This window comes from Algoriphagus sp., assembly GCF_024642405.1.
Classification (GTDB): Bacteria; Bacteroidota; Bacteroidia; order Cytophagales; family Cyclobacteriaceae; genus Algoriphagus.
This window is the reverse complement of the sequence record NZ_JAHEBC010000010.1, coordinates 10,353-32,767: the sequence shown is the minus strand read 5'-3', so window position 1 is coordinate 32,767 and position 22,415 is coordinate 10,353. Positions and strand designations below refer to the sequence as shown.

18 protein-coding genes are annotated in these 22,415 nt (G+C 37.7%); 11 read left to right on the top strand and 7 right to left on the bottom strand.

Annotated features, from left to right (window positions below; genetic code table 11):
• Together Q0L68_RS01785 and Q0L68_RS01780 are read left to right on the top strand one after the other, a co-directional pair.
• Window positions 1–551 (top strand): hypothetical protein (locus Q0L68_RS01785; RefSeq protein WP_296698536.1); only part of this gene is annotated, 551 nt, incomplete at its 5' end.
• Between the two features lie 147 nt (window positions 552–698).
• Window positions 699–3,503, top strand: coding sequence for a PQQ-dependent sugar dehydrogenase (locus tag Q0L68_RS01780; RefSeq protein ID WP_296698533.1), 2,805 nt, complete (start codon window positions 699–701; stop codon window positions 3,501–3,503).
• 116 nt (window positions 3,504–3,619) lie between these two features.
• Here the strand turns inward: Q0L68_RS01780 and Q0L68_RS01775 are convergent, their stop codons facing one another.
• Both Q0L68_RS01775 and dgt read right to left on the bottom strand, forming a co-directional pair.
• A complete protein-coding gene (locus tag Q0L68_RS01775) occupies window positions 3,620–6,625 on the bottom strand; it encodes an AsmA-like C-terminal region-containing protein (protein ID WP_296698531.1) in 3,006 nt (1,001 codons plus the stop codon).
• A gap of 197 nt (window positions 6,626–6,822) precedes the next feature.
• Window positions 6,823–8,166, bottom strand: coding sequence for a dGTP triphosphohydrolase (dgt, locus tag Q0L68_RS01770; RefSeq protein ID WP_296698528.1), 1,344 nt, complete (start codon window positions 8,164–8,166; stop codon window positions 6,823–6,825).
• A 107-nt stretch (window positions 8,167–8,273) separates the two neighbouring features.
• Here dgt and Q0L68_RS01765 point away from each other — a divergent pair, with 107 nt between their 5' ends.
• The 4 genes from Q0L68_RS01765 (at window position 8,274) to Q0L68_RS01750 (ending at window position 11,508) form a co-directional block, all read left to right on the top strand.
• Window positions 8,274–9,107 (top strand): DUF4382 domain-containing protein, encoded by an 834-nt coding sequence (locus tag Q0L68_RS01765; RefSeq protein WP_296698526.1) that lies wholly within the window; start codon window positions 8,274–8,276, stop codon window positions 9,105–9,107.
• A 98-nt stretch (window positions 9,108–9,205) separates the two neighbouring features.
• Entirely contained in the window at window positions 9,206–10,009 is an 804-nt protein-coding gene (locus Q0L68_RS01760) for a DUF4382 domain-containing protein (RefSeq protein WP_296698523.1), read from the top strand.
• 1 nt (window position 10,010) lies between these two features.
• Window positions 10,011–11,033: a bifunctional diaminohydroxyphosphoribosylaminopyrimidine deaminase/5-amino-6-(5-phosphoribosylamino)uracil reductase RibD gene (gene ribD, locus Q0L68_RS01755; protein ID WP_296698521.1), complete on the top strand. Its 1,023-nt coding sequence runs from the start codon at window positions 10,011–10,013 to the stop codon at window positions 11,031–11,033.
• Window positions 11,026–11,508 carry a GAF domain-containing protein gene (locus Q0L68_RS01750; protein ID WP_296698518.1) on the top strand — a complete coding sequence of 161 codons (483 nt, stop codon included), beginning with the start codon at window positions 11,026–11,028 and terminating at the stop codon, window positions 11,506–11,508. Before ribD ends, Q0L68_RS01750 begins: the two co-directional genes overlap by 8 nt.
• On the opposite strand, the gene Q0L68_RS01745 is transcribed toward Q0L68_RS01750, so the two are convergent.
• Together Q0L68_RS01745 and dxs are read right to left on the bottom strand one after the other, a co-directional pair.
• Window positions 11,505–12,272, bottom strand: a complete 768-nt coding sequence (locus Q0L68_RS01745) for an alpha/beta hydrolase (protein WP_296698515.1) — start codon at window positions 12,270–12,272, stop codon at window positions 11,505–11,507. The two genes, Q0L68_RS01750 and Q0L68_RS01745, sit on opposite strands and share 4 nt — an antisense overlap.
• Window positions 12,273–12,281: 9 nt before the next feature.
• Window positions 12,282–14,195 carry a 1-deoxy-D-xylulose-5-phosphate synthase gene (gene dxs, locus Q0L68_RS01740; protein WP_296698512.1) on the bottom strand — a complete coding sequence of 638 codons (1,914 nt, stop codon included), beginning with the start codon at window positions 14,193–14,195 and terminating at the stop codon, window positions 12,282–12,284.
• Between the two features lie 177 nt (window positions 14,196–14,372).
• Between dxs and Q0L68_RS01735 the strand changes: the two genes are divergently transcribed.
• The 5 genes from Q0L68_RS01735 to Q0L68_RS01720 are packed head-to-tail and all read left to right on the top strand — an operon-like array spanning window position 14,373 to window position 19,509.
• On the top strand, window positions 14,373–15,122 hold the full coding sequence (locus Q0L68_RS01735) for a segregation/condensation protein A (protein WP_296698509.1): 750 nt from the start codon (window positions 14,373–14,375) through the stop codon (window positions 15,120–15,122).
• Between the two features lie 2 nt (window positions 15,123–15,124).
• Window positions 15,125–16,195, top strand: a complete 1,071-nt coding sequence (locus Q0L68_RS01730) for a lysylphosphatidylglycerol synthase transmembrane domain-containing protein (protein ID WP_296698506.1) — start codon at window positions 15,125–15,127, stop codon at window positions 16,193–16,195.
• A gap of 1 nt (window position 16,196) precedes the next feature.
• Window positions 16,197–16,334: a hypothetical protein gene (locus Q0L68_RS19980; RefSeq protein ID WP_366938333.1), complete on the top strand. Its 138-nt coding sequence runs from the start codon at window positions 16,197–16,199 to the stop codon at window positions 16,332–16,334.
• A gap of 26 nt (window positions 16,335–16,360) precedes the next feature.
• Window positions 16,361–18,664: a bifunctional UDP-N-acetylmuramoyl-tripeptide:D-alanyl-D-alanine ligase/alanine racemase gene (locus Q0L68_RS01725; protein WP_366938334.1), complete on the top strand. Its 2,304-nt coding sequence runs from the start codon at window positions 16,361–16,363 to the stop codon at window positions 18,662–18,664.
• Window positions 18,665–18,699: 35 nt separating this feature from the next.
• Window positions 18,700–19,509 (top strand): ion transporter, encoded by an 810-nt coding sequence (locus Q0L68_RS01720; protein ID WP_296698503.1) that lies wholly within the window; start codon window positions 18,700–18,702, stop codon window positions 19,507–19,509.
• On the opposite strand, the gene Q0L68_RS01715 is transcribed toward Q0L68_RS01720, so the two are convergent.
• From Q0L68_RS01715 to Q0L68_RS01705, 3 genes are all read right to left on the bottom strand, one after another.
• A complete protein-coding gene (locus Q0L68_RS01715; RefSeq protein WP_296698500.1) occupies window positions 19,506–20,195 on the bottom strand; it encodes a TrkA family potassium uptake protein in 690 nt (229 codons plus the stop codon). The genes Q0L68_RS01720 and Q0L68_RS01715 overlap by 4 nt on opposite strands.
• A 107-nt stretch (window positions 20,196–20,302) precedes the next feature.
• Window positions 20,303–22,117 (bottom strand): potassium transporter TrkG, encoded by a 1,815-nt coding sequence (locus Q0L68_RS01710; protein WP_296698497.1) that lies wholly within the window; start codon window positions 22,115–22,117, stop codon window positions 20,303–20,305.
• Between the two features lie 42 nt (window positions 22,118–22,159).
• On the bottom strand, window positions 22,160–22,415 hold a 256-nt coding region (locus tag Q0L68_RS01705), incomplete at its 5' end, for a chloride channel protein (protein ID WP_366938332.1).

Below are 22,415 nucleotides of genomic sequence, written 5' to 3'. Positions count from 1 at the left end.
TAGAGTTAAGTGATGATCATTCAAAACCTGATTCCTCATCTGTTCTAGTTTTTGCTTTGGCAGAATCCACAGAAAATTCAAACCCTAAATCTGGTGGAAAATGGGTAGAGGATAATGAAAATGAGGAAGATTCTGAAAACGAAAATGTAGAAGAAAATACAGAAGAGGAAGTAGACGGAGAATCTCAGGCGGAAGAAGAGGAAGATTCTAAAGAGGAAGAAAAAAAACCAGCTGCCCCCTTAGATTTTACCATCATACTTACTGACAGTTCAGGACAAAAAATTTCATTTCTTCTTTCTGAGTTTTCACACCTTCAGAGGCAAATCAAGTCCAGAGTTCTTAAGATTGACTTTTTAGATGATAAGGATCATTCTGAGAATATTTTTCAGACATTCTTTTTTGATTTTGATGAGGTTTCTTCAAAGAATCCAGAATTTGATCTGAGCTCGCTTCGGGAGATTCGTTTTGACTTTAACCAAAATGAAAGTGGAGTTTTGATTTTGGATCAAGTCGGTTTTTCAAAGAAAATAAATTTGGTCAAGTTGGATTAGCATATTTAAATTCTTACAAAAAGCCCACATTTATCCCAATAATATGCCGTAGAATAAATTTTATCTAGGCAGTTTTAGGCTATTTTGTCAGATTGACAAATTATTGAAACCCTTCTCAATAACCTTAACATAAAACGTATGAATCGTATGATGAATAATGCAGGGAGGATTTTTTCCTTTCTGTTCATCTTAGCTCTTGTCACCTTTAGTTCCTGTCAAAAATCAGAACCAATTGATGATCCAACTATAAAACCGGATGAAAATAGATTCACGAAAGTGGTTTTAACAGAAGGAATGGATGAGCCAATGGAGATGACTTTTCTTCCTGACCAAAGAGTCCTATTGGTTGAAAGAAAAGGTGGTGTTAAAATCTTTGATGAAAAAACAGGTGAGATGACCTTGATAGCAACTATTCCGGTCAACACCAAATACACCAATAAAGAAGGTGCAGTCAGAGAAGCAGAAGAAGGTTTAATGGGTGTGATAGCACATCCGGACTTTGAAAAAAACCATTGGGTTTATCTTTATTACGCTGACCCTGTGGATACACAGCATGTTTTGGCACGATATGAACTGAATGGAAACACCCTTGTCGAAGAGTCCAAAAAGATACTTTTGGTAGTTCCAACCCAACGGGAGGAATGTTGCCACACTGGAGGCGGGATGGTTTTTGATCAAGAGGGAAACTTATATCTGACAGTTGGAAATAACACAGTAAACCCAAGAACTGGAACATCAAATCTAGATGAAAGACCTGGTTATGAGAATTCAGATGATCAGAGAGCTCCTGGAAATACCAATGATTTAAGAGGTAAAATTTTAAGAATCCATCCTGAAGATGATGGAACATACACCATTCCAGAAGGAAATCTATTTCCTGCAGGTACTGAGAAAACCAAACCTGAAATTTATACCATGGGCCATAGAAACCCTTGGAGACCCACTTTAGATAGTAAAACAGGCTATTTGTATTGGGGAGAAGTTGGACCTGATGCTTCTGTTGATTCTATCTGGGGGCCAAAAGGATATGATGAATTCAATCAGGCTAAAGGTCCTGGATTCTTTGGCTGGCCATATTTTATTGGAGATAATTATCCATACAATAGACATGATTTGGCGACAGAGACTTACGGCGAGCCCTTTGATGTAAATAATCCTGTGAATGAATCGGTTAATAATACAGGCCTTAGAGAACTTCCAACACCAGTGATTCCTGCATTTATCTGGTATCCCTATGGTGTTTCCGAAATTTTCCCAATGCTGGGAAGTTCTGGAAGGAGTGCTACAGGCGGACCAGTCTTTAGAAAAGCGGACTTCTCAAAAGATGCTCCATATGTTTTCCCGGCGTATTATGATGGAAAATGGTTAATTGTTGATTTTATGAGAGGTTGGATCATGTCTGTGAGTATGGATGAAAATGGTGATTATCAATCGATGGAGAGATTTCTACCAGAAGAAACATTTAGCTCTGCTATTGACATGGATTTTGGACCGGATGGGGCATTGTATATTTTGGAGTATGGTAGTGCTTGGTTTAGAGGAAATGCAAATTCAAGATTGGTAAAAATTGAATACAATGCTGGAAATAGAAAGCCAAACGTAAGTGCAGCAGCTGATAAACTAGCAGGCTCTATACCATTTACGACAAACTTTACGGCAGCCGGGACGAATGATTTTGATGATTATGATCAAGGAAATCTATCTTATAGTTGGGCTATTACTTCTGACAATGGTACTGTGGTTGACCTTCAGGGAGAAAATGTATCCTATACTTTTGAGACCCCAGGATCCTATAAAGCTACATTGACCGTTACGGATACCAAAGGAGAAAGTAATTCAGCAAGCTTTGATTTAGTAGCTGGAAATGATAAACCGGAGGTAAGCATTGATTTCAAAGGCAAAAACAAAACCTTTTATTTTGGTGACAAGTCTCTTGATTATCAGGTTTCCGTTTCTGATAAAGAAGATGGAAGCACGGCAGATGGATCAATCAAACCAGAGGAAGTTGCTGTTACTTTCGACTATGTGCCAGCGGGATTTGATCCGATCGAAATGGCCTCCAAACAAAGTGGAGCAGAGTCGATGGCGGTACTAAATATTGGAAGAAATCTCATTGAAGCAAGCGATTGTAAATCTTGCCACCAATACGATACAACTTCAATCGGACCAAGTTATTCAGCCGTAGCTTTAAAATATCCAAATACTCCAGAAAATGTCAGTATGCTAGTCGGTAAGGTAATCAATGGAGGAAGCGGTGTTTGGGGAGATCATGCCATGAGTGCCCATCCACAGCTTTCTGAGGCAGATGCCAAAAGAATGATTGATTATATCTTCAGTATGAATGAAGTGCAGCCTACTGTTTCTTCCCTTCCTTTAGAAGGAAAACTAAATCCAGAAGTTCCTGAAGGAGAAGATGGTCAAGGAGGGTATTTATTAAGAGCATTTTACTCTGATAAAGGAGCAGAAAATATTACTTCTTTAACAGGGGAGGACATTGTTGCCTTGCGAAACCCTTTCTTAGACCCACAACTTTCTGAAGTAAGAAAAGGCGTGCAATTGCTGACTACTCCTAGGGTTAGTTTCTTCATGGTTGGTGATCAATCTTATATTGGGTTTAAGGATTTAGACATGACAGGGATTAAAGAAATAACGCTGTATTTAGGTCTAAGCGCTCGAGTTGATGCCAAAGGAGCATCGGTTGAAGTTAGATTGGACTCTCCTACAGGCAAAATATTGGGTGAATCTGAAAAAGTAACGGAAGCTCCTGAAGGAGGATTTAGACCTCCTGCAGGTGTCTCTCCACTAGAATGGAGAAGACAAAATTCCGCAAAGCCAACTGTCTCGATATCAGAGGTTACTGGAAAACATGACGTTTACTTTGTATTCAAAAATTCAGACGTAAAGGGAGATGGAATACTTGCATCTATCAACGAAATAGAGTTTAAAAATTAATTTAAAATGATTTAGGCAAGAGATAAAAACTCTAAACCTTACAGAAAAGATTGATTGATAGTAACAGATAAAGCCCCGATTCAGTACGTTTCGGGGCTTTTTGTTTTTGATATTTGTTAATTATTATTGACTGAAGTAGTATCAGGTTTTGTTGTTTCTTTAGGTTTTGTAAAAAAACCTTTGAGTAATTTTTTTGCCTCATCAGCAGCTTTGTCCTTTGTCGCGTTCGTTTGATTTTGCAGGACTTTTTTGACACTGTCCTGAACCACCTCTGCTTTGAGTTTCATTTCTTTCTTAATACTATCCTGAGCAGCATTAAATTCTTCCGTAGCTTTTGTCTGCAGTGCTTGGGTTTCTCCACTGACTCTTGCTTTTAAAGCGTTTGTTAATAGAGCTTCTATACTGTTACCCCCTGCCAAGGCTATTTTTGGTGAATTATAAGTACCTGATATGTTTAATGCCAAAGGTATGTTGGTGTTTTCATCTGCTTGATTACCAGAAATCGAGGCAAGTAAAGAATTAGCCTGTGCACCTAATTGACCTGCAGGAATCTGCATATTGACCAAATAGTTGATAGAGCCATCAAATCCTGCCGAACCTTGGACATTGGCTTGGTAATCCCAAAGCTTCACGTCAAAAGGTTTCACATCCATGACACCATTTTTAATGCTAATAGGAATAGTCATATTTCTCAAAGTGATGGTATTTGCATCTTTTAGCTTCGTCAAACTGGTAATCCCTTCCAGGATTTTACTATCCTTTAATGCTGTCTCCACTACTTTTAAAAGCCCCGATCCATCTAAACTTGCCAATAAAGGCATCATATCTTGTCCAAGATTCCCGGAAAAACTAAGATTAGAATTGAATTTTCCTGTTAGATTTTGAGCAATTGGAGCAAAAGCTTTTACACTATTAAATGACTTGAAGGCCTCAGCAATACTGAGTTCTGCTACATTCAGATCAAACTTAAATTTTGGTGCGGTCAAATCTCTTGGATCATAAGTTCCATTGAGTGCAATAGTTCCTCCTAATGTTTTCAAAGATGCATCACTGAAACTTAAAACACCATCTCTTAAAGTCATATTCCCCCTCATATCTTTGAGGGTCAAGTTGTCATAGAAGACCTCGTTTGCATTAACGCTCATTGAAAAATCTATGTTTTGAGGAAGCTCAATAACCGTCAATTCGGTATTCTCCGGATTTGAGGAGGTTTCTTCCGTCATCCACTCATTCACATTAAACTTTGGGCTTGTCAGAGCCAATTGACCTTTTAAGGTTCCATTTTCACCTAGAAAATAATCCATGTAATTAGTTAATGAACCTTTTGCCTGAACTGGACTTTCACCAAGTTTGGAATCAAATTCTGTAAGGTTGATACTTGTGGGAGTAAACTCTGCCAAAGCTTTGGAAATCTCGATTCCTTGTGGAACATCCGAGGAGGAATATCTAAAGGCGTTTACTTCCATTGTCCCTTTTGTTTCTAATTGCTTATAATTTCCAGATTCCACAGCCGCGTAAGATCCTTTGGTTAGAATATTGGCTTGAATTCTACCTTCCAGATTGGTTCCTTCGATTGGAAAGATTGCCATAAGTTTTTTTAGGTCTACCCCACCCTTCACTGCTCCATCCCAGTTTAATTTTTCAAAATCCGAGACTTTCATACTTCCTTGGATTTGTTCTTCCTCTAACTCAAATCCAAACTGGCTTAGATTAATCAGAAAATCATTCATTTTACCGCTTGAATTGAGAATCTCCGCGTTGACACGGATGTTTTCAACAGGGGCTGGATAATCCGCACTTTTTGCATAGCCATTTGCTAAAATCAATTTTGCATCGATGTTTGGAATAATCCCAGCTACAGAATCATATCGACCCTTCGCAGTAGCATTGATATCCAAATTTCCTTTCAGGGCCATTCCTTCTATTGGAAAAATGGAAGTCATTTCTTCGAGATTGAGTTTTCCGTTTAGAGCAGCATCTATGGTATAAGAGACTAAGTCTGATAGAAAAAATTTCCCGGAAATAGGGTTATTTCCAAAAGCCAGATTAAAGGTCGGGATTGCGATAGATGTATTATCTAGGTTATCAGTCTCATTTTTTACCTGCATGTCTAGATTGACGTTTTTTACTGGTCTGGGTAAATCCGGATATTGGAACATTCCTTCAGAGATTTTCAGCCCAATATCAAAAGATGGAGTTTTTTCTTCGTTGTAAATGCCTTTGATGGTTCCTTGAAAATCCATGGTTCCTGAAGTTTCCAAACTTGAAAAGCTTTCGGAATAAATTCCAGGTACCAAAGAGAGAATGCTTTTGAATTCATTATTCTTTCCTTCAATAGCCAAATCCATTTCGATATCATCAGTAGGCATTGCTATGTAGCCTGAGAATCCGAATAAAAAATCATTCAATTGAAAATCACCCTCTCCAAAGGTAAATTTCATGTTTTCCATGTCAATGTTTACAAGAGTCTCCCCTTTGAAACTTTTATTGCTCAAATAACTAGTGCCTTCGTAAGTGATTTCGGCAATTAAGGCTTCCATTTTTATGGGCAATTCATACACATCTGAGGTAAACTCTCCTTTTCCATTTGCTTGAATCCCTCCCAGTGCCATGAAATATTCAAGTTGGCGGTCATCATAAACTAAATTAAGATCATTGATTTCAATCTGATCTACTCCGATTTTCATATTATTTTCTTCTGAAGTAGTTGAATCTTCTGAAGGGTATGTAATGTCGTAATTGGCGGTTCCGTCTTTCAATACTTTTATATAAAGGCTACCCCCATTCAGATGAACCCCTGTCAATGTGGGATAATCATCAAAAAGAACAGATTTAAGATTAAAATCTATTTGTAATTCATCAAGTCTTGCCAACGTATCATTTTGAAAAGGTTCATTCCCAACAATCCCGAATTCTTTAACATTTGCGGAGATATCCGGGAAGCTTCTGAAAATACTGAGACTGATCTTATCCAGATCATAAATTACCTTGGCATTCACAGATTGGGCAATTTCTTGGTCAATTCGGGCAGCGATTTTATCCTTGAAAATAAAAGGAATCGCTATTGCTGAAGCAATTAGAAATAAAAATATACCTGACAGTATTAGAAGTGTCTTTTTCATAATTCATGGTTAGATGTAAATAGACCCCATTAATGATTAGTTAGGAATATTTATCAATGAATCTATTTACGGGAAATAGCAATTTATCGGCTTAATTAATTACAAGATTTAAGCCGATAAGTGATAATATTTTTTTTGAACAGAAAAGGTCACAATTCTAACAAGAAAAATGACCTAAAACTAAACCTTGATTTTATTTAAGAGCCTGGAAATGAAATGCCTTTGACTCTTCGATAGAGGTTCAATGCATATTTATCTGTCATTCCTGATATGTAATCGACAAGTGCTCTGAGTAAAGGATAAGGGTTGACTTCAGCTCCCCAACCTTTCAAAGGAAAATCTTCTGGCAATAGTCTTAAGATACTTTTGTCTTGACCAGAGAATCTATCTTGATGATAGAATTGATGGTATAATGCCTGAGAGAAAACAGAAAGCAACCCTTCTAAAACCTGAAAGCCAGCCGCCTCCTTTTCAAGTACCACTTTGGACCTGTAGATTTTTTCAACAGAAATTGTTGTTATTTTTTGGAGTGCCTTTGCAGAAGGGATAATATCTGTGAGGGCTTTGTCAAAATTTCCTTTGCACATGCTCTCCTCATATTGTGCGAAAACTTCTACAGTTTCATTGATTAGTTCTCCTATTGCCAAAGCTCTCAAAGCTCCCAAATTTTGGGAATTGGTTCTATCTTTTAGTTTTATCGGGTCAAACTTATCCTTCAAAATCGGAGAAAGTAGCTTCACTGTTTCCTCAAAGCTGACCAGTCCTAAGGTGCATCCATCCTCCAAGTCAATTATGCTGTAACAAATATCATCTGCCGCTTCAACCAAAAATGCTAATGGATGTCGTAACCAACACTCAGGACTTGATTTTTCAATTCCAAGAAAGCTTCCTAATTGCTCAAAATCAGCTAGTTGATTTATAAAAAAACCGTATTTTTTTTGACTTCTCCTAGCGATATCCCGGTGAGGAATAAAGCTTGGCCTTGGGTATTTTGTAAAAGCTGCAAGTGTGGCATATGTCAATTTCAAACCATTTGCCTTTGAAACCAACATCCTAAAGCCCTGTGCATTCCCTTCAAAATTGCATAGATCTTCCCATTGCTCACTTCTTACATGAGATTCCCAGCATTTTCCAGCTTGGTGGAATTTAAAAAAATCTGAAATAGCCTCCTCACCAGCGTGACCGAAAGGAGGATTACCAATATCATGAGTTAAGGCTGCTGCAGCGACTATTGCCCCTACCTCATAAGCTGAAATCCCTGTTTTTTCTAAGTTAGGGTACTTTTTAAGTAAATATTCTCCAGCTGCTTTTCCCAATGATCTGCCTACACTGGATACTTCTAAGCTATGAGTTAAACGGGTATGTACAAATGCCTGCTCTGGTAAAGGAAATACCTGAGTTTTGTCTTGTAAATTTCTAAAAGGAGCCGAAAATATGATTCGATCATAATCTACTTCAAATTCACTTCTTACAAATTGAGTTGGAATAAAGCCCGGGTTATCGCCAAATCTTCCCCTTGCTAAAAGTTTTTCCCATTTCATCATCCCCAAAAATAAGAAGGTCCTTTGAGAATCTGTTTAAAATCCGAAAAATCTAAAAATGGCATGGACATTGGCTAAAGATTTTCAACTAACCCAACGATTTACAAATGAAAAGTTTATTTAATTATTTGATGTTATGTGGAGTGCTTCTATTTGCTGTAGCATGTTCCAATGATGATGAATCTCTGAATGGAGGAAATGCCCGTGTCAACTTTTATTTAGTGGATGCCCCGGGTGATTTCGATGAAGTATGGATTGAAGTTCTTGCCATCAGAGTTAAAGCGGATGATGATGGTCAAGGTGATGATGATACCCAAAGCGATGATGACGATGAAATAGGTTGGATTGAAATACCTTATGATGAGTCTAGCAGATATGTGAATTTATTGGATTTGACCGGTGAAAACTCCTTGTTTTTAGGATCAGAGGATTTTCCAGAAGGTGAAATCGACCAGCTAAGATTGGTTTTGGGAGATGACAATTATGTAGTCAAAGATGGAGTTCGTTCTGATTTGAAAACTCCTAGTGCGCAGCAAAGTGGCCTGAAAATCAAAGTAGATGAAGATATTGAGGGTGGAATGAGTTACAATTTGGTCATTGATTTTGATGTTGCGAAATCAATTGTTGTTGCCGGAAACTCTGGAAACATTAATTTAAAGCCAGTATTAAGAGCATATTTGGAAGAAGCTGCCTCCGGACTTAAGGGCCAGGTTTTTCCAACAGAAGCTCAGCCAATATCAGTAAATGCTCAAAAAGGAGATGATTCCTACAATACTTTTGTAGATGAAAATGGAAATTATAAAATTCTTGGAATGGACGATGGCGTCTATACCTTGACCTTTACACCCTTAGAAGGTTATCAAGTCTTGGTAGTAGACAACGTTTTGGTAGAAGAGGGAAAAGTTAAAACCTTAGATCCAATAACCTTACTGCCCAATTAAAAAATAAAATGAAGCCGGTTTCGACCGGCTTTTTTTATGATTTAGTGACAAAAAGCCTAAACCTTAAATTTTGAATAGTTTTAGGCTAAATTTACACTGTGAATAGAACCGTTTTTAAATTAATTTTTGCCCTTTCAATTTCCATTCTTTGGAGCTGTAAAGATTTTGATACAAATCCAAAAGGGTTGGTAAATATAATTCTAGTAGATTCTCCTGCCCAATGGGATTCAGTATTTGTGGAAATCCTCGGAGTAGATGTGGAATTGATTACTACAGGAAGAGAAGATGGCACAATTGAGACTTTTTTCCTCCCATATGCTCCCGGAGACAAAAAAATAGAAGTCAGTTCACTCATAGCTGGTGAGGCTCTTCTTTTAGGCAGAGACGAACTTCCTTCAGGAAAAATACTGAAACTAACCATGAAATTGGGTGACGAATATTATTTGTATTTAAATGAAAAGCGATACGACATGCCTTTGGCAGACCCGTCTTTGAAAGAAATTCCAATTCAAATTGAAATGGATTTGGAACAGGCTGTTTCTTATGATATCGTATTAGATTTTGATTTAGAAAAATCGATTCGAGTGACTAATGAAAGTCCATTATCACTTCAATTGGATCCAGTTGTGGTAGCGTATAAGGGCGCTGGCACAGGAGAAATTACTGGTGTAGTGACACCTTCTGCTTTGCAGCCAGCTATTTATGCTATCCAGGATGGAGACTCTATTAGCACACATTCAAATAGTTCTGGGACCTATAATTTTATATTGCCCGAAGGCAATTATTCATTTTATTATGATCCCAAAAATGAATCTTATGCCGACACTTTGGTTAATAATATAGAAATAGTGGCAGGTGAAACTAGCACATTAAATTTGGTGAACTTAAAACGGAAGCCGTAATATGAGTGAAGAACTCTACATGAAGAGAGCTTTGGAACTCGCCGAATTAGGTAGAGGTAGAGTTAGTCCCAATCCCTTGGTGGGTTGTGTAATTGTGCAGGATGATATTATTATAGGAGAAGGTTACCATCAAAAATATGGAGAACCCCACGCAGAAGTGAATGCGGTGAATGATGTTAAAGATCAAACATATTTGCAGGGAGCAACTGTTTATGTTACGTTGGAACCTTGTGCACATTTTGGAAAGACACCTCCATGTGCTAATCTTTTAGTAGAAAAGAGAGTTGGAAAGGTTATAATTGCAGCAGTAGATTCAAACCCCCTTGTTGGAGGAAAAGGAATCAAAATTCTAAAAGATGCAGGAATCGAAGTAAAGACCGGAGTCTTAGAGGAAAAAGCGAGATGGCAAAACCGTAGATTTTTTACTCAAATTGAAAAGAATAGACCCTATGTGATTCTCAAATGGGCACAGACTCAGGATGGATTTGTTGCAAGAAAAGATTTTTCTTCAAAATGGATCAGTAATTCTTCGAGCCGTCAATTGGTTCATAAGTGGAGGTCAGAGGAGGATGGGATCCTAGTAGGAAAAAACACTGCAAAATATGATGATCCTGCCTTGAATGTGAGAGATTGGTCTGGGAAAAACCCTTTAAGACTGGTAATTGATAGTAATCTGGAATTATCTCAAAGCTTAAAGCTATTTGACCAAGCGGTTCCTACTTTATGTTATAACACTCAAAAGGCGGAAGAAAAAGGCAACCTTGAATTTGTAAAGCTTAAAAATGGTTTTTCCATTAATTCAATACTTGAGGATCTCCAAAAAAGAAAAGTTCAAAGCTTGATTGTGGAAGGGGGAAGCTATCTCCTAAATAAGTTTCTGGAATCTGAACTTTGGGATGAAGCCCGGGTGTTTACCAGCCAAAACAATTTTGAGGAAGGAATTGAAGCACCTGTAATTGCAAAACCTCCTACAGAAATAATTTCCATTTTAGAAGATCGACTAGCAATACACTACAATGTCTGAAAATTTATACATCCCTGAATCTGCTACTAAAGCAGAAAAATATGAAGCCGTAATCCCTCAAATTGAAGCATTGATTGGTGGTGAACCGGATTTATACGCCAATCTGGCTAATATCTCTTCTGCTCTTAAAGAAGCATTTGGGTTTTTTTGGGTTGGCTTTTATTTAGTGAAAGAAAATCAATTGGTATTAGGACCTTTTCAAGGACCAATTGCCTGTACCCGAATTTCTTTAGGAAAGGGAGTTTGCGGTACTGCTTGGAAAGAAGCTAAAACCCAGGTGGTTCCAGATGTGGATGCTTTTCCAGGCCATATAGCCTGTAGTTCAGCATCCAAATCCGAAATTGTTGTTCCCGTTTTTAAGGGTGACCAAGTTGCAATGATCTTGGATGTTGACTCGGACCAATTGGACGATTTCGACAATACTGATCAAACTTATCTGGAAAGGCTGATGGGTATTTTGGGGTCCCAGCTTTAAAGACAGCTTTTACAAAACTCCCTAACGATCTCAATCGTTTCCAACTTTCTTTCTATCATACCTACATGTCCGGTATTTGCCAACTCAACATAATTAGTCACAACTTCTTTATGGGTTCGGCTAGCCTCAATAGGGACAGCAGTGTCAAGTTCACCGGCTATGAAAAGCTTAGGGCCTGAAAAATCTCTAAGTATTTCAAACCGATCTTTCCGATCTCTCATGGCCTTTGTAAAAGCAGTAAGACCTTCTAAGGAACAGGTTTTTGCCTGCTCTATTGCCTTCTGAATATCTGTATCAAATTCTTCTCTTCGGTTTTCAGGGAATAATGGTGGAATAAAAGAAGTGACGAAAGCATCAACGCCATATTTTTGAAGGAAGACAACTGTTCTATCACGCATTCCTTTTTTTTCTTCACTATCTGAAAAGGCAGTGGAGTGGAATAAACCGATTGCCTTGATTCTTTGGCCCATTAATTCTGCTAAAGCAAGTGTGATATAACCACCGAGCGAATGTCCTACAAAAATCGGGTTTTGAATGTTGTTTTCATCCATCCATTCTTCTAATATAACTGCAATTTCTTCGAGAGATAGTTTTTCTAAATTCAGAGGAGATTGGCCCATACCCGGAAGATCAGGGCATATTACTCGAAAATCAGAAGACAATTTTTCGGCAAAATCTTGCCACATTTTTCCTACTTCACAGAAACCATGTATTAAGATGAGGGGATTTCCCTGACCTTTTTCAAAAAAATGAATACTTGACATATTTGGATTTTATAAGGCTTTGACCACATCGGTCATGCTTCTTACTGCTTCGGCAATTCCTTCTGGATCAAATCCACATTCTTTATGAAGCTCCATTTGTTCACCATGTTCAATTACTGCATCTGGAATTCCTAAACGCTTAATTTGAGATTGATAACCATGATCCATCATCCATTCTAAAATAGCTGAACCAAATCCTCCCATCAAACAACCATCTTCTATGGTGATGACTTTTTTGAATTTGCCAAATACCTCATGAAGCATTTCCTCATCAAGTGGTTTTACAAAGCGCATATCGTAATGTGCAGGATTTAAACCTTCTTTTTTAAGTGTTTCGCAAGCTTCAACAGCGTAATTTCCAATATGGCCGATTGTTAAAATAGCCACTTCTTCACCTTCTTTGATGATTCTTCCTTGACCGGCTGGAATTTTTCTAAACGGTGTTTTCCATTCCGGCATGACTCCTTTTCCTCTCGGATATCGGATTGAATATGGCCCATTGTGTAAAGAAGCAGAATACATCATATTTCGAAGTTCTTCCTCATTCATAGGAGCCGAAACTACAATATTTGGTACGCACCTGAAATAAGAGATGTCATAAGCACCATGATGTGTTGGTCCATCTGCCCCTGCAAACCCGGCTCTATCAAGACAGAGCACTACCGGCAAATTTTGTAAACAAACATCATGCACGACCTGATCATAAGCCCGCTGCATGAAGGTTGAATATATATTACAGAAAGGAACAAGACCTTGAGTGGCAAGACCTGCCGAAAAAGTTACTGCGTGTTGTTCTGCTATTCCAACATCGAATGCTCTTTCTGGCATAGCCTTCATCATTATGTTCAACGAAGATCCAGACGGCATTGCAGGAGTCACTCCCATAATTCTATCATCTGCTTCTGCTAATTCTACCAAAGTATTTCCAAATACATCTTGGTATTTAGGAGCTTGGGGAACAGACGGTGTTTTTTTGAATATTTCTCCAGTTACTTTATCAAAAGTCCCAGGGGCATGCCAAGTGGTTTTATTTCCATTCTCTGCAGGCGCATAACCCTTCCCTTTTACAGTTACGCAATGCAATATTTTTGGGCCGGGGATATCTCTCATATCCTTCAGTATTTCTGCAAGATGGTTTACATCATGTCCATCTACTGGTCCAAAATATCTTAGGTTAAGCGATTCAAATAAATTGCTTTGTTTTAAAACAGCCGACTTAATGGCTCCCTCTACTTTGGAAATTACTTCTTGGGCACTGGATCCAAACTTGCTGAATTTTCCCAATACTTTCCATACTTCATCTTTTACTTTATTGTAAGTATGTGAAGTTGTAATATCTGTCAAATAATCCTTTAGAGCTCCTACATTTGGATCAATGGACATGCAATTATCATTAAGGATAATTAAAAGATTGGAGTCACTGACTCCTGCATGATTCATTGCCTCGAAAGCCATTCCTCCGGTCATGGATCCATCTCCTATTACAGCGACATGTTGTTTCTTGATGCCCTTATATTTAGAAGCTACAGCCATCCCTAACGCTGCTGAAATGGAGGTACTGGAATGACCTACGCCAAAAGTATCATAAATGCTTTCTTTTCTTTTTGGAAAACCGGAAAGGCCACCATAAACTCGGTTGGTATGAAATAAATCTCTTCTTCCAGTAAGAATTTTATGACCATAAGCCTGATGGCCTACGTCCCACACCAACTGATCTTCGGGTGTATTGAGTATATAGTGTAAAGCAACTGTTAACTCAACCACACCCAAACTAGCTCCAAAATGACCGCCATAAACAGATACGTTATCGACGATAAATTGACGCAGTTCATCACAAATCTGAACAAGTTTATCCTTTGGAAACTTTTTCAGATCAGCTGGGCTGTTGATTTGTGCTAATAATTCTCCTGGTTGAATTAACATTGTTTGTTATTCTGGTGCTTGAAAGAAATAACCATCATCTGAAGACTTTGTTATAAGAGCATTTAAGAATTCATTCGAAGCCTTTTTTCTTTCTTTTGCTTAAGTCCAATTAATTTAAGCTTAATTGAATATCTTTGGCTACAAGGTGGCAAAATTAACCAATAATTTAAATATCCCTTGAGTTTCGAAATCAAATTACCGCTTTTTGAGGGCCCGTTCGATTTGATGTTATTCTTCATTGAGCGGGATGAATTGGATATTTATGATATTCCTATCTCGAAGATTACCAATGATTTCCTTAATTACCTCCACCATTTGGAGCAAATGGAAATTGAAGTAGCCAGTGACTTTATCCTTTTTGCAGCTACTTTAATGCGGATCAAATCTAAAATGTTGCTTCCCAGACCGGAATTAAATGAGCAAGGGGAAGAGATAGATCCAAGAGAGGAATTGATCCGAAACCTTTTGGAGTACAAAAAGTATAAGTCTGTGATACAGGATTTGGCAGGCCTTGAAGAAAATAGACTTTCTAAAGAAAAAAGAGGAAATATTATTTTTGAACTTCAGGAATTAAATAAAAGTGAAGATGTTGATGCTGAAATGCAACATGTGGATTTATATAAGTTGCTTAAGGTTTTTCAACGAAGTATGGCCAAATTTGCTTCAAGAAGAGATCAAACAACTCATACCGTCATCCAATATCCCTATACAATTGAGCAGCAAAAAGACTTTGTTTTAGAAAAAATCAGTTTCAAAAAACAGGTGTCTTTTTCCGAATTTATCACCTACAAACCTGATAAAATTTTTGTGATTTACACCTTTCTGGCCATCCTCGAATTACTTCAACTCTCTAAAGTGACGATCATCATTGGGGAGGGATTTAATAATTTTTGGGTGGAAAAGACTGAGCCAATCGCCGCAGGCTAAGTATGAAGTTGGACAATAAAAAAATCTTTCAAACACTCAACCCAAACAAGGTTTGGTTTCCGGTCATAATTGGCCTTGGGATCGTGTTTGCTATGTTTTATTTTGATCCATCGATCAATGCGGAAACGTTAAATGTGGTATTTGATGCCTCATTGATTTGGATTTTCTTGGCCATTTTGGTTATTCTCTTCAGAGATGCAGGTTATGTTTATCGAATTCGGGAAATCACCGATAGACATCTTTCTTGGAGTAGGTCAATTTATGTTATTATCCTTTGGGAATTCGCATCTGCTGTAACCCCTTCTGTAGTAGGAGGCACTGCTGTAGCAATTTTTATTTTAAATAAAGAAGGAATCAAATTAGGCAAAGCCATCGCCTATGTGATGGTAACAGCAATATTGGACAATCTCTTTTTTGTGATAGGAGCTCCGATCATTCTCTTCTTTGCTCAGGGGAATATATTTCCTGAAAGTAAAGTGTTGGAAACACAACTCCAGAATAGTATGGAGGCGATTTTTTGGGTTAGTTATGCGCTTTATGCTACCTATAGTTTGGTAATGGCTGCTGCTCTTTTCTACAGACCAAGAGTTTTTAAATGGGTTTTAATCAAGATTTTTTCAATCAAATGGCTTCGTAAATGGAAGCATGATGCAGATGAATATGGAAATCAAATCATAGAAGCGTCAAAAGAACTTGCTGGTAAAAGTTTTAAATACTGGCTACCAATTGTTGCTGCGACAATATTCATTTGGTCTTCGAGATATTTGATGTTAAATGCACTCATTTCCGCTTTTGTTCCATTGGACATTCAAGAGCATATCATTGTATTTGCGAGACAGGTAATCATGTGGATCGTGATGATGATTTCTCCAACACCGGGAAGTAGCGGTACTGCAGAGTTCTTCTTTGCGCAGTTTTTTACTCAATTCCTCACTAAATATACCTTTGTCACTAGTATTTTGTGGAGGCTTCTTTCATATTACCCATATCTAATTCTTGGGGCATTATTCTTGCCTCGATGGATAAAGCAGGTGTTTTTTAAGAAAAAGAAGAAGAAGAATAAAACAGAGTAATATGCTAATAAGGCTTACCATTGAGCAGGTTGCTGAAATCACTGAGGGAAGACTTTTGGGACAGGCAAATAGCAGGTTAATTTCCCAAATAGCCATAGACTCGAGACAGATTATTCATGCTTCAGAAAGTCTTTTGTAGCCTTAAAAGGTGCTAAAGCGGATGGAATTACTTTTATTCCTGCGCTTTTCGAGATCGGTGTTAAAAATTTCTTGGTGCATGAAGATTATGATACTCCCAAATCAATTGGGAGTCATGCATCATTTGTGGTTGTTCATGACACTCGTTTAGCCTTACAGAAATTAGCTAAATTTCAACGCAGTAAATTTTTAAAACCAGTCGTTTCAATTACCGGGAGCAATGGTAAAACTATCGTTAAAGAATGGCTTGGCCAGGTTTTGAGTCAAAAATATCAGGTAGCCAAAAGCCCTAAGAGTTATAATTCCCAAGTCGGAGTACCACTTTCTATTTTTGGAATAGAGGAAGATCATCAAGTTGCAATATTGGAGGCAGGGATTTCAAAAACTGGCGAAATGAAAGCTCTTGAGGAAATGATTCGTCCTGACCTTGGAATTTTCACTAATATAGGGACTGCTCATCAGGAAGGTTTTGAAAGTATAGAGCAGAAGGCTTTGGAAAAACTTAGTCTTTTTGAAAAATCAGATTTTCTAATCTATTGCAAAGATCAAAGTTTTTTGGCTAAGATTATTGAAGAAAATTTTCCGAAGAAAAGGTTGATTGCCTGGTCAGATGAGCCGGGAGAAGATTTTTCAAGATCTTTAAAACTTCTTGATAAAGGAGCTAAAATGTTCCTCCTGAAATCAGACTTAAGCACTTTTACTTTTCAGATTCCATTTAAAGATCCAGCTTCATTAGAAAATATAACCCATGTAATTATAGCCGCATTGAGCCTTGGGCAAACCTCAGAATCTATTCAGCAGGGATTAAATCATTTGAAATCAGTGGATATGCGGCTTACCTTGAAGCCAGGCATAAATGATTCTTTGTTGATAGATGATACTTACAATAATGATCTGGCAGGATTAAAAGTGGCTTTGGACTTTATGCAGCAGCAAAGACCCAAGAATAGAAAAATTCTTATTCTTTCGGATTTTTTACAACAGGGATCTCCCGAAAAAATTTACAGTTCAGTTTCTGATTTGATTGGAAGCTATAATCTGGATAAGATTATTGGAGTGGGTCATGAAATATCATTGCTGGCAAATTATTTTCCAGGAAGATTTGAAAACTTTTTTAGCGCTGAAAAATTATTGGAATCTCTCAATCCGGAGCAATTTTCAAATGATCTGATTTTGATCACTGGAGCAAGGCCATTTGGTTTTGAAAGAGTAGTCAATAAGCTTCAACAGCGCATTCATGGGACTACTCTGGAAATCAATCTCAATGCACTAACCCATAATTTTAATTTCTACAAAAAGCTGATCAAACCAGAAACTAAAGTGATGGTAATGGTAAAGGCCTTTGCATACGGTGGTGGAGCTCTTGAGATTGCCAATCATCTTCAAACCATGGGTGCTGATTATCTGGCCGTGGCATTTACGGATGAAGGTGTAACGCTTAGGAAACAGGGGATTTCTCTTCCCATTATGGTTTTGAACCCCTTAGAAGAATCAATTGAACTTTGTAGTGAGTTTAATTTGGAGCCTGTTGTTTTTAGCTCAGAGTTTTTCAAATCCATCAATAATTATTGTCATTCAAGCGATAAAAAATTATCCATCCACCTAGACATGGATACAGGAATGCGGAGATTAGGTTTTGAGGAAAACCAGTTAGATGAATTAATAGACCTTATTGCCAAGGCTAAAAATGTGAAAATAGCTTCTGTTTATACACATCTTGTTGGAGCAGATGAAGAAATTCATAAAGATTTTTCCATTGAACAGATCGAAACATTCATTAGAATGAAGTCTAGGCTTGAAAATTGTTTACCATCTTCTACTCTTTATCATGTACTTAATTCCGCAGGAATCGTGGCTTTTCCAGAATTCCAATTTGATATGGTTCGATTGGGAATCGGACTTTATGGAGTTGAAGTAACTGGAAAATATGAAAGTTCTCTTCGGGCGATCAGCACTTTAAAAACAACTATTTCCCAGGTAAAAATACTTGCTGCAGGAGAAACAGTAGGTTATTCAAGAAAAGGGTCATTACCCCAAGGAGGAAAAATTGCTACACTTTCTATTGGCTATGCCGATGGATACGATAGGCGTTTTTCCAATGGAAAGGGATATGTTTTAATAGATGGAAAAAAGGCTGAAGTTGTAGGAAATGTTTGTATGGATATGTGTATGGTGGATGTGACAGGGATCGAAGCAAAGGCAGGCGACGAGGCGATTATATATGGAGAGCAGATTTCTTTAAAAGAACTGGCAGAAAGAATTGGAACTATCCCTTATGAACTATTAACTAATATCAGTACCCGAGTAAAGCGTATCTACTATTTGGATTGAATGGTTTAGCCTAATTTTTTTTCCTAAATTCATTTATGAAAATCACTAAAAAGCGGCTGGCGCATATTGTATTTGAGTCTGACGATTGGGCTTCTAAAACCTTTGACATTGTTTTGCTCTTTTTGATTTTTGGAAGTATTCTGGTTTCCATTCTAGATTCTGTTGCAAGCCTCCGTGCTACATATGGAGAGATTTTTTTATGGTTGGAATGGGTATTTACAGCTTTGTTTACAGTGGAATATTTTCTCCGGGTTTGGCTTTCTAGAAAGCCAAAAGGATATATTTTCAGCTTTTATGGGATTGTTGATTTATTAGCCATTTTACCTTCATATTTAAGTTTTTTTGTGGTCAATTCACAGCTTTTGGCAGTGGTGAGAGCCTTAAGGTTATTGAGAGTTATTCGAATTTTGAAGTTGGGAAGGTATGTTTCAGAAGCTGAATACCTACAGAAATCTTTGCGCGCTAGCTCACATAAGATCTTGATTTTTATTGGCTTTGTTGTGACTATTGTCTTAATTATGGGTACGTTGATGTTTATTATCGAAGGCCCAGAACATGGCTTTACCAGTATTCCTGTTGGGATGTATTGGGCGATTGTGACATTGACTACTGTTGGGTTTGGAGATATCACACCATCAACGCCCTTGGGTCAGTTTGTGTCTTCTATTATCATGTTAATGGGTTATGCAATAATTGCGGTGCCTACAGGTATAGTAAGCTCAGAAATGGCTTCCCAACGTAAAAAAGATGAATCCCCAAAACAGGTCACCTGTCCAAATTGTGGGAAAGATGATTTAAAACCATCAGATAATTTTTGTGGAAACTGTGGCATAAAAATGCGCTAATCATCCAGGTTAAGGAATTCCTGAATGTTCTTAATCTTTCCAAAAAGTAAAAGAACGTCGTTTTCTTCCAGGGTATAGTCTGGAGTAATTACTCCTATCACTCTTTTCTCTTGAGTTTTAATGCCAAGCATATTGGTTTTATCTTCAAGCTTTATAATGGTTAAAATGTTAAGGAAAAATTCTTTTCGGATATCCGCCTCGGAGACTTTCAATCCCGCGTATCTTTTTGGAAGCCTTACCTCGACAATATTGTATTCATCAGAAATCTCAAGAGAGTCCATGACGCCTTTCATCTGGAGTCTCTTTGAAAGCCGATCGGCTGTTTCCTCCTCTGGATGAATAATTTCATCCACCCCAATACTCCGGATTACAGTTTCATGGAGATCATTTATAGCTCTGGCGATAATTCGCTTTACCTTCAGTTGTTTGAATATTGCTGTTGACAGGATAGATGCTCCAACATCCTCTCCGATGGCTATGATTACAACGTCACAATCCTTTAACGGTAGGTTCTTGACCGCCTGGGTATCAGTAGCATTCATGGTAACTGCATGGGTAATTTTATCTTTGATCAGGTCGATTCGGTTTTCGTTATTGTCCACACCAATCACTTCATGGCCCAAGTCGGTCAATCTCATGGAGAGATACCCGCCAAAATTTCCCATACCTACAATGATGTATTTCATGTGTTTAAGATTTGATTTTTGTAGTCCAATTGGAATCTCCTTTGTTTTTTCAACCTTCTTTACGCACAAACTAAGAAATTCAAGTTTGATTTTATGCCTTCAACAATTTAAGTAATAAAGACATTTTCCTCTGGATATTTGTATCGATGTTGACCAGCCTTTCTGACAACAGCTATCAAAACGGTAAGAGTACCTACCCTACCCACAAACATACACATCATAATCACCAATTTACTGGCAGTACCAAGTTGAGAAGTAATTCCCAAGCTTAGTCCTACTGTGGAGAAAGCAGAAAATACCTCAAAAGCCACATCTATCAATGGGAGTTGGGGGTCAAATAACATGACTAAAAAGATAGCAAAACCTATTACTAAAAGGGATAAAGCAATTACTGCGAAGGCTTTTTGAATAGTCTCGTTCGAGATTTGTCTACGAAATATTTCAACTCTCTTTTTTCCGGTAGCTATGCTCAGCGTATTCAGAATAGCAACGGCAAAGGTACTGGTTTTTAGACCTCCTCCCGTGGAACCTGGAGAGGCGCCAATCCACATTAAAATCAAATAGATTAGAATTGTTGGAACTGTAAGCATCGTCATGTCAACGGTATTAAATCCGGCAGTTCTAGGAGTAACTGCTCCAAAGATAGTGGTCACAATTTTGCCATAGGGGCTTAATCCTTCTAATGTGCTGTTCCTTTCAAATATACCAAAGGTGATTATGCCGACGATTAAAAGAATTCCTGTTGTATAAAGGGACAGTCTGGTACTGATGTTGGAGATTCTCGGGATATGCCGATAATCCTCTAATCCCAATAGTTTTTTTGTGCCTCCTACCACCACATGCTTGAGGTAATTGTAATAATTGATGAACACCGGAAAACCTATTCCACCGAGAATTATGGCGATTGCAAGAACTAAATGCATATGGTATGCTTCCCTAAATCCAGACTCATATAATCCATTGCTCAGAGTGGAAAAACCTGCATTGCAGAACGCTGAAATAGCATGAAAAGCAGAAAAGAAAATCTGATCACCTTTACTGGCAAAAAGTGAATCATCTGTAAAATGGTAGATTAATAATGCTGCAAAAACTTCAGTTAATACCGTAAAGAAAATGATTTTTAGGAGAGTGGAATAAATCTCTCCAACATTGTTTTCATTGATATAATCTCTTATAAAAAGTTGATTTTTAATGGAGTAATTTCCTTTAAAAAAGAACCCAAAAAAACTGGTAAATGTCATCATCCCCAACCCTCCTATTTGAAATAAAACCATGATGATCGTCTGTCCAAAAAATGTAAAATCCTTGGCCGTGTCTACTACAATAAGTCCAGTGACGCAAACTGCAGAGGTGGAGGTAAACAAGGCATCAATAAAACTTATCCCATTTCTGGTGGCATGGGGGAGGCTCAATAATATAGCTCCGACCAATATGAGAATAAAGAAACTTAATATGAAAACCAGAGTAGGACTCGCCTTGAGCTTGTTGATACTTAGGCTAAATTTGCTTACTTCTATAAAAAACAGAATTGCCACTAAAATATTTACTAAAAAATAGTGGCGGGAATAACTTAGGATCCCTTCTGAAAATTCCAGCCCAAATGCATCCCAACGCAATAGTGCAAAACTGATCAGGAATAGAGAAAGTAAAATTTCCAAGATTACTCGACCAATAAAAATCGTTGGTTCGTTCAGAACTATTTTTAAAAGGTATCCAACACCTATTAGGATCAGACAAAATGTGAAAACAAAGGAAGATAAAGCATAAGCCAAAGGACTGGGATCATATCCCAAATGATATAGCAATAGGCCGAAGGTCATGAAACTGCTGTACCGAACTACCCTTTCTACGATTGCTTTTAGCTTTCGTAAAAAGAATAAATTACGATCAGGATTAGAAAAAAATTTGAATTTCAGTTTCATAGAAGAATCAGCTTCTAGATAAATAAAACATTACTTTAAGGTTCAATTTTTTAGCCATCGTTTCAAAGAAAACCCGCTTTTTTTGGTGTAAATGTGGATCTTTCCATCCAAGTTTTGGGCCGAGTAAATACTAGACCTTCCGCTAAATAGATAGGCAACCAAACAAGCAATTGCCAAGAAAAATCCTGATTCCACCCCAAAAAGCTCCATTCCCATAACCGTACAAGCCAATGGGGTATTGGTTGCTCCTGAAAACACTCCAACAAAGCCCATACCCGCCATTAAAGCTAATGGTAAT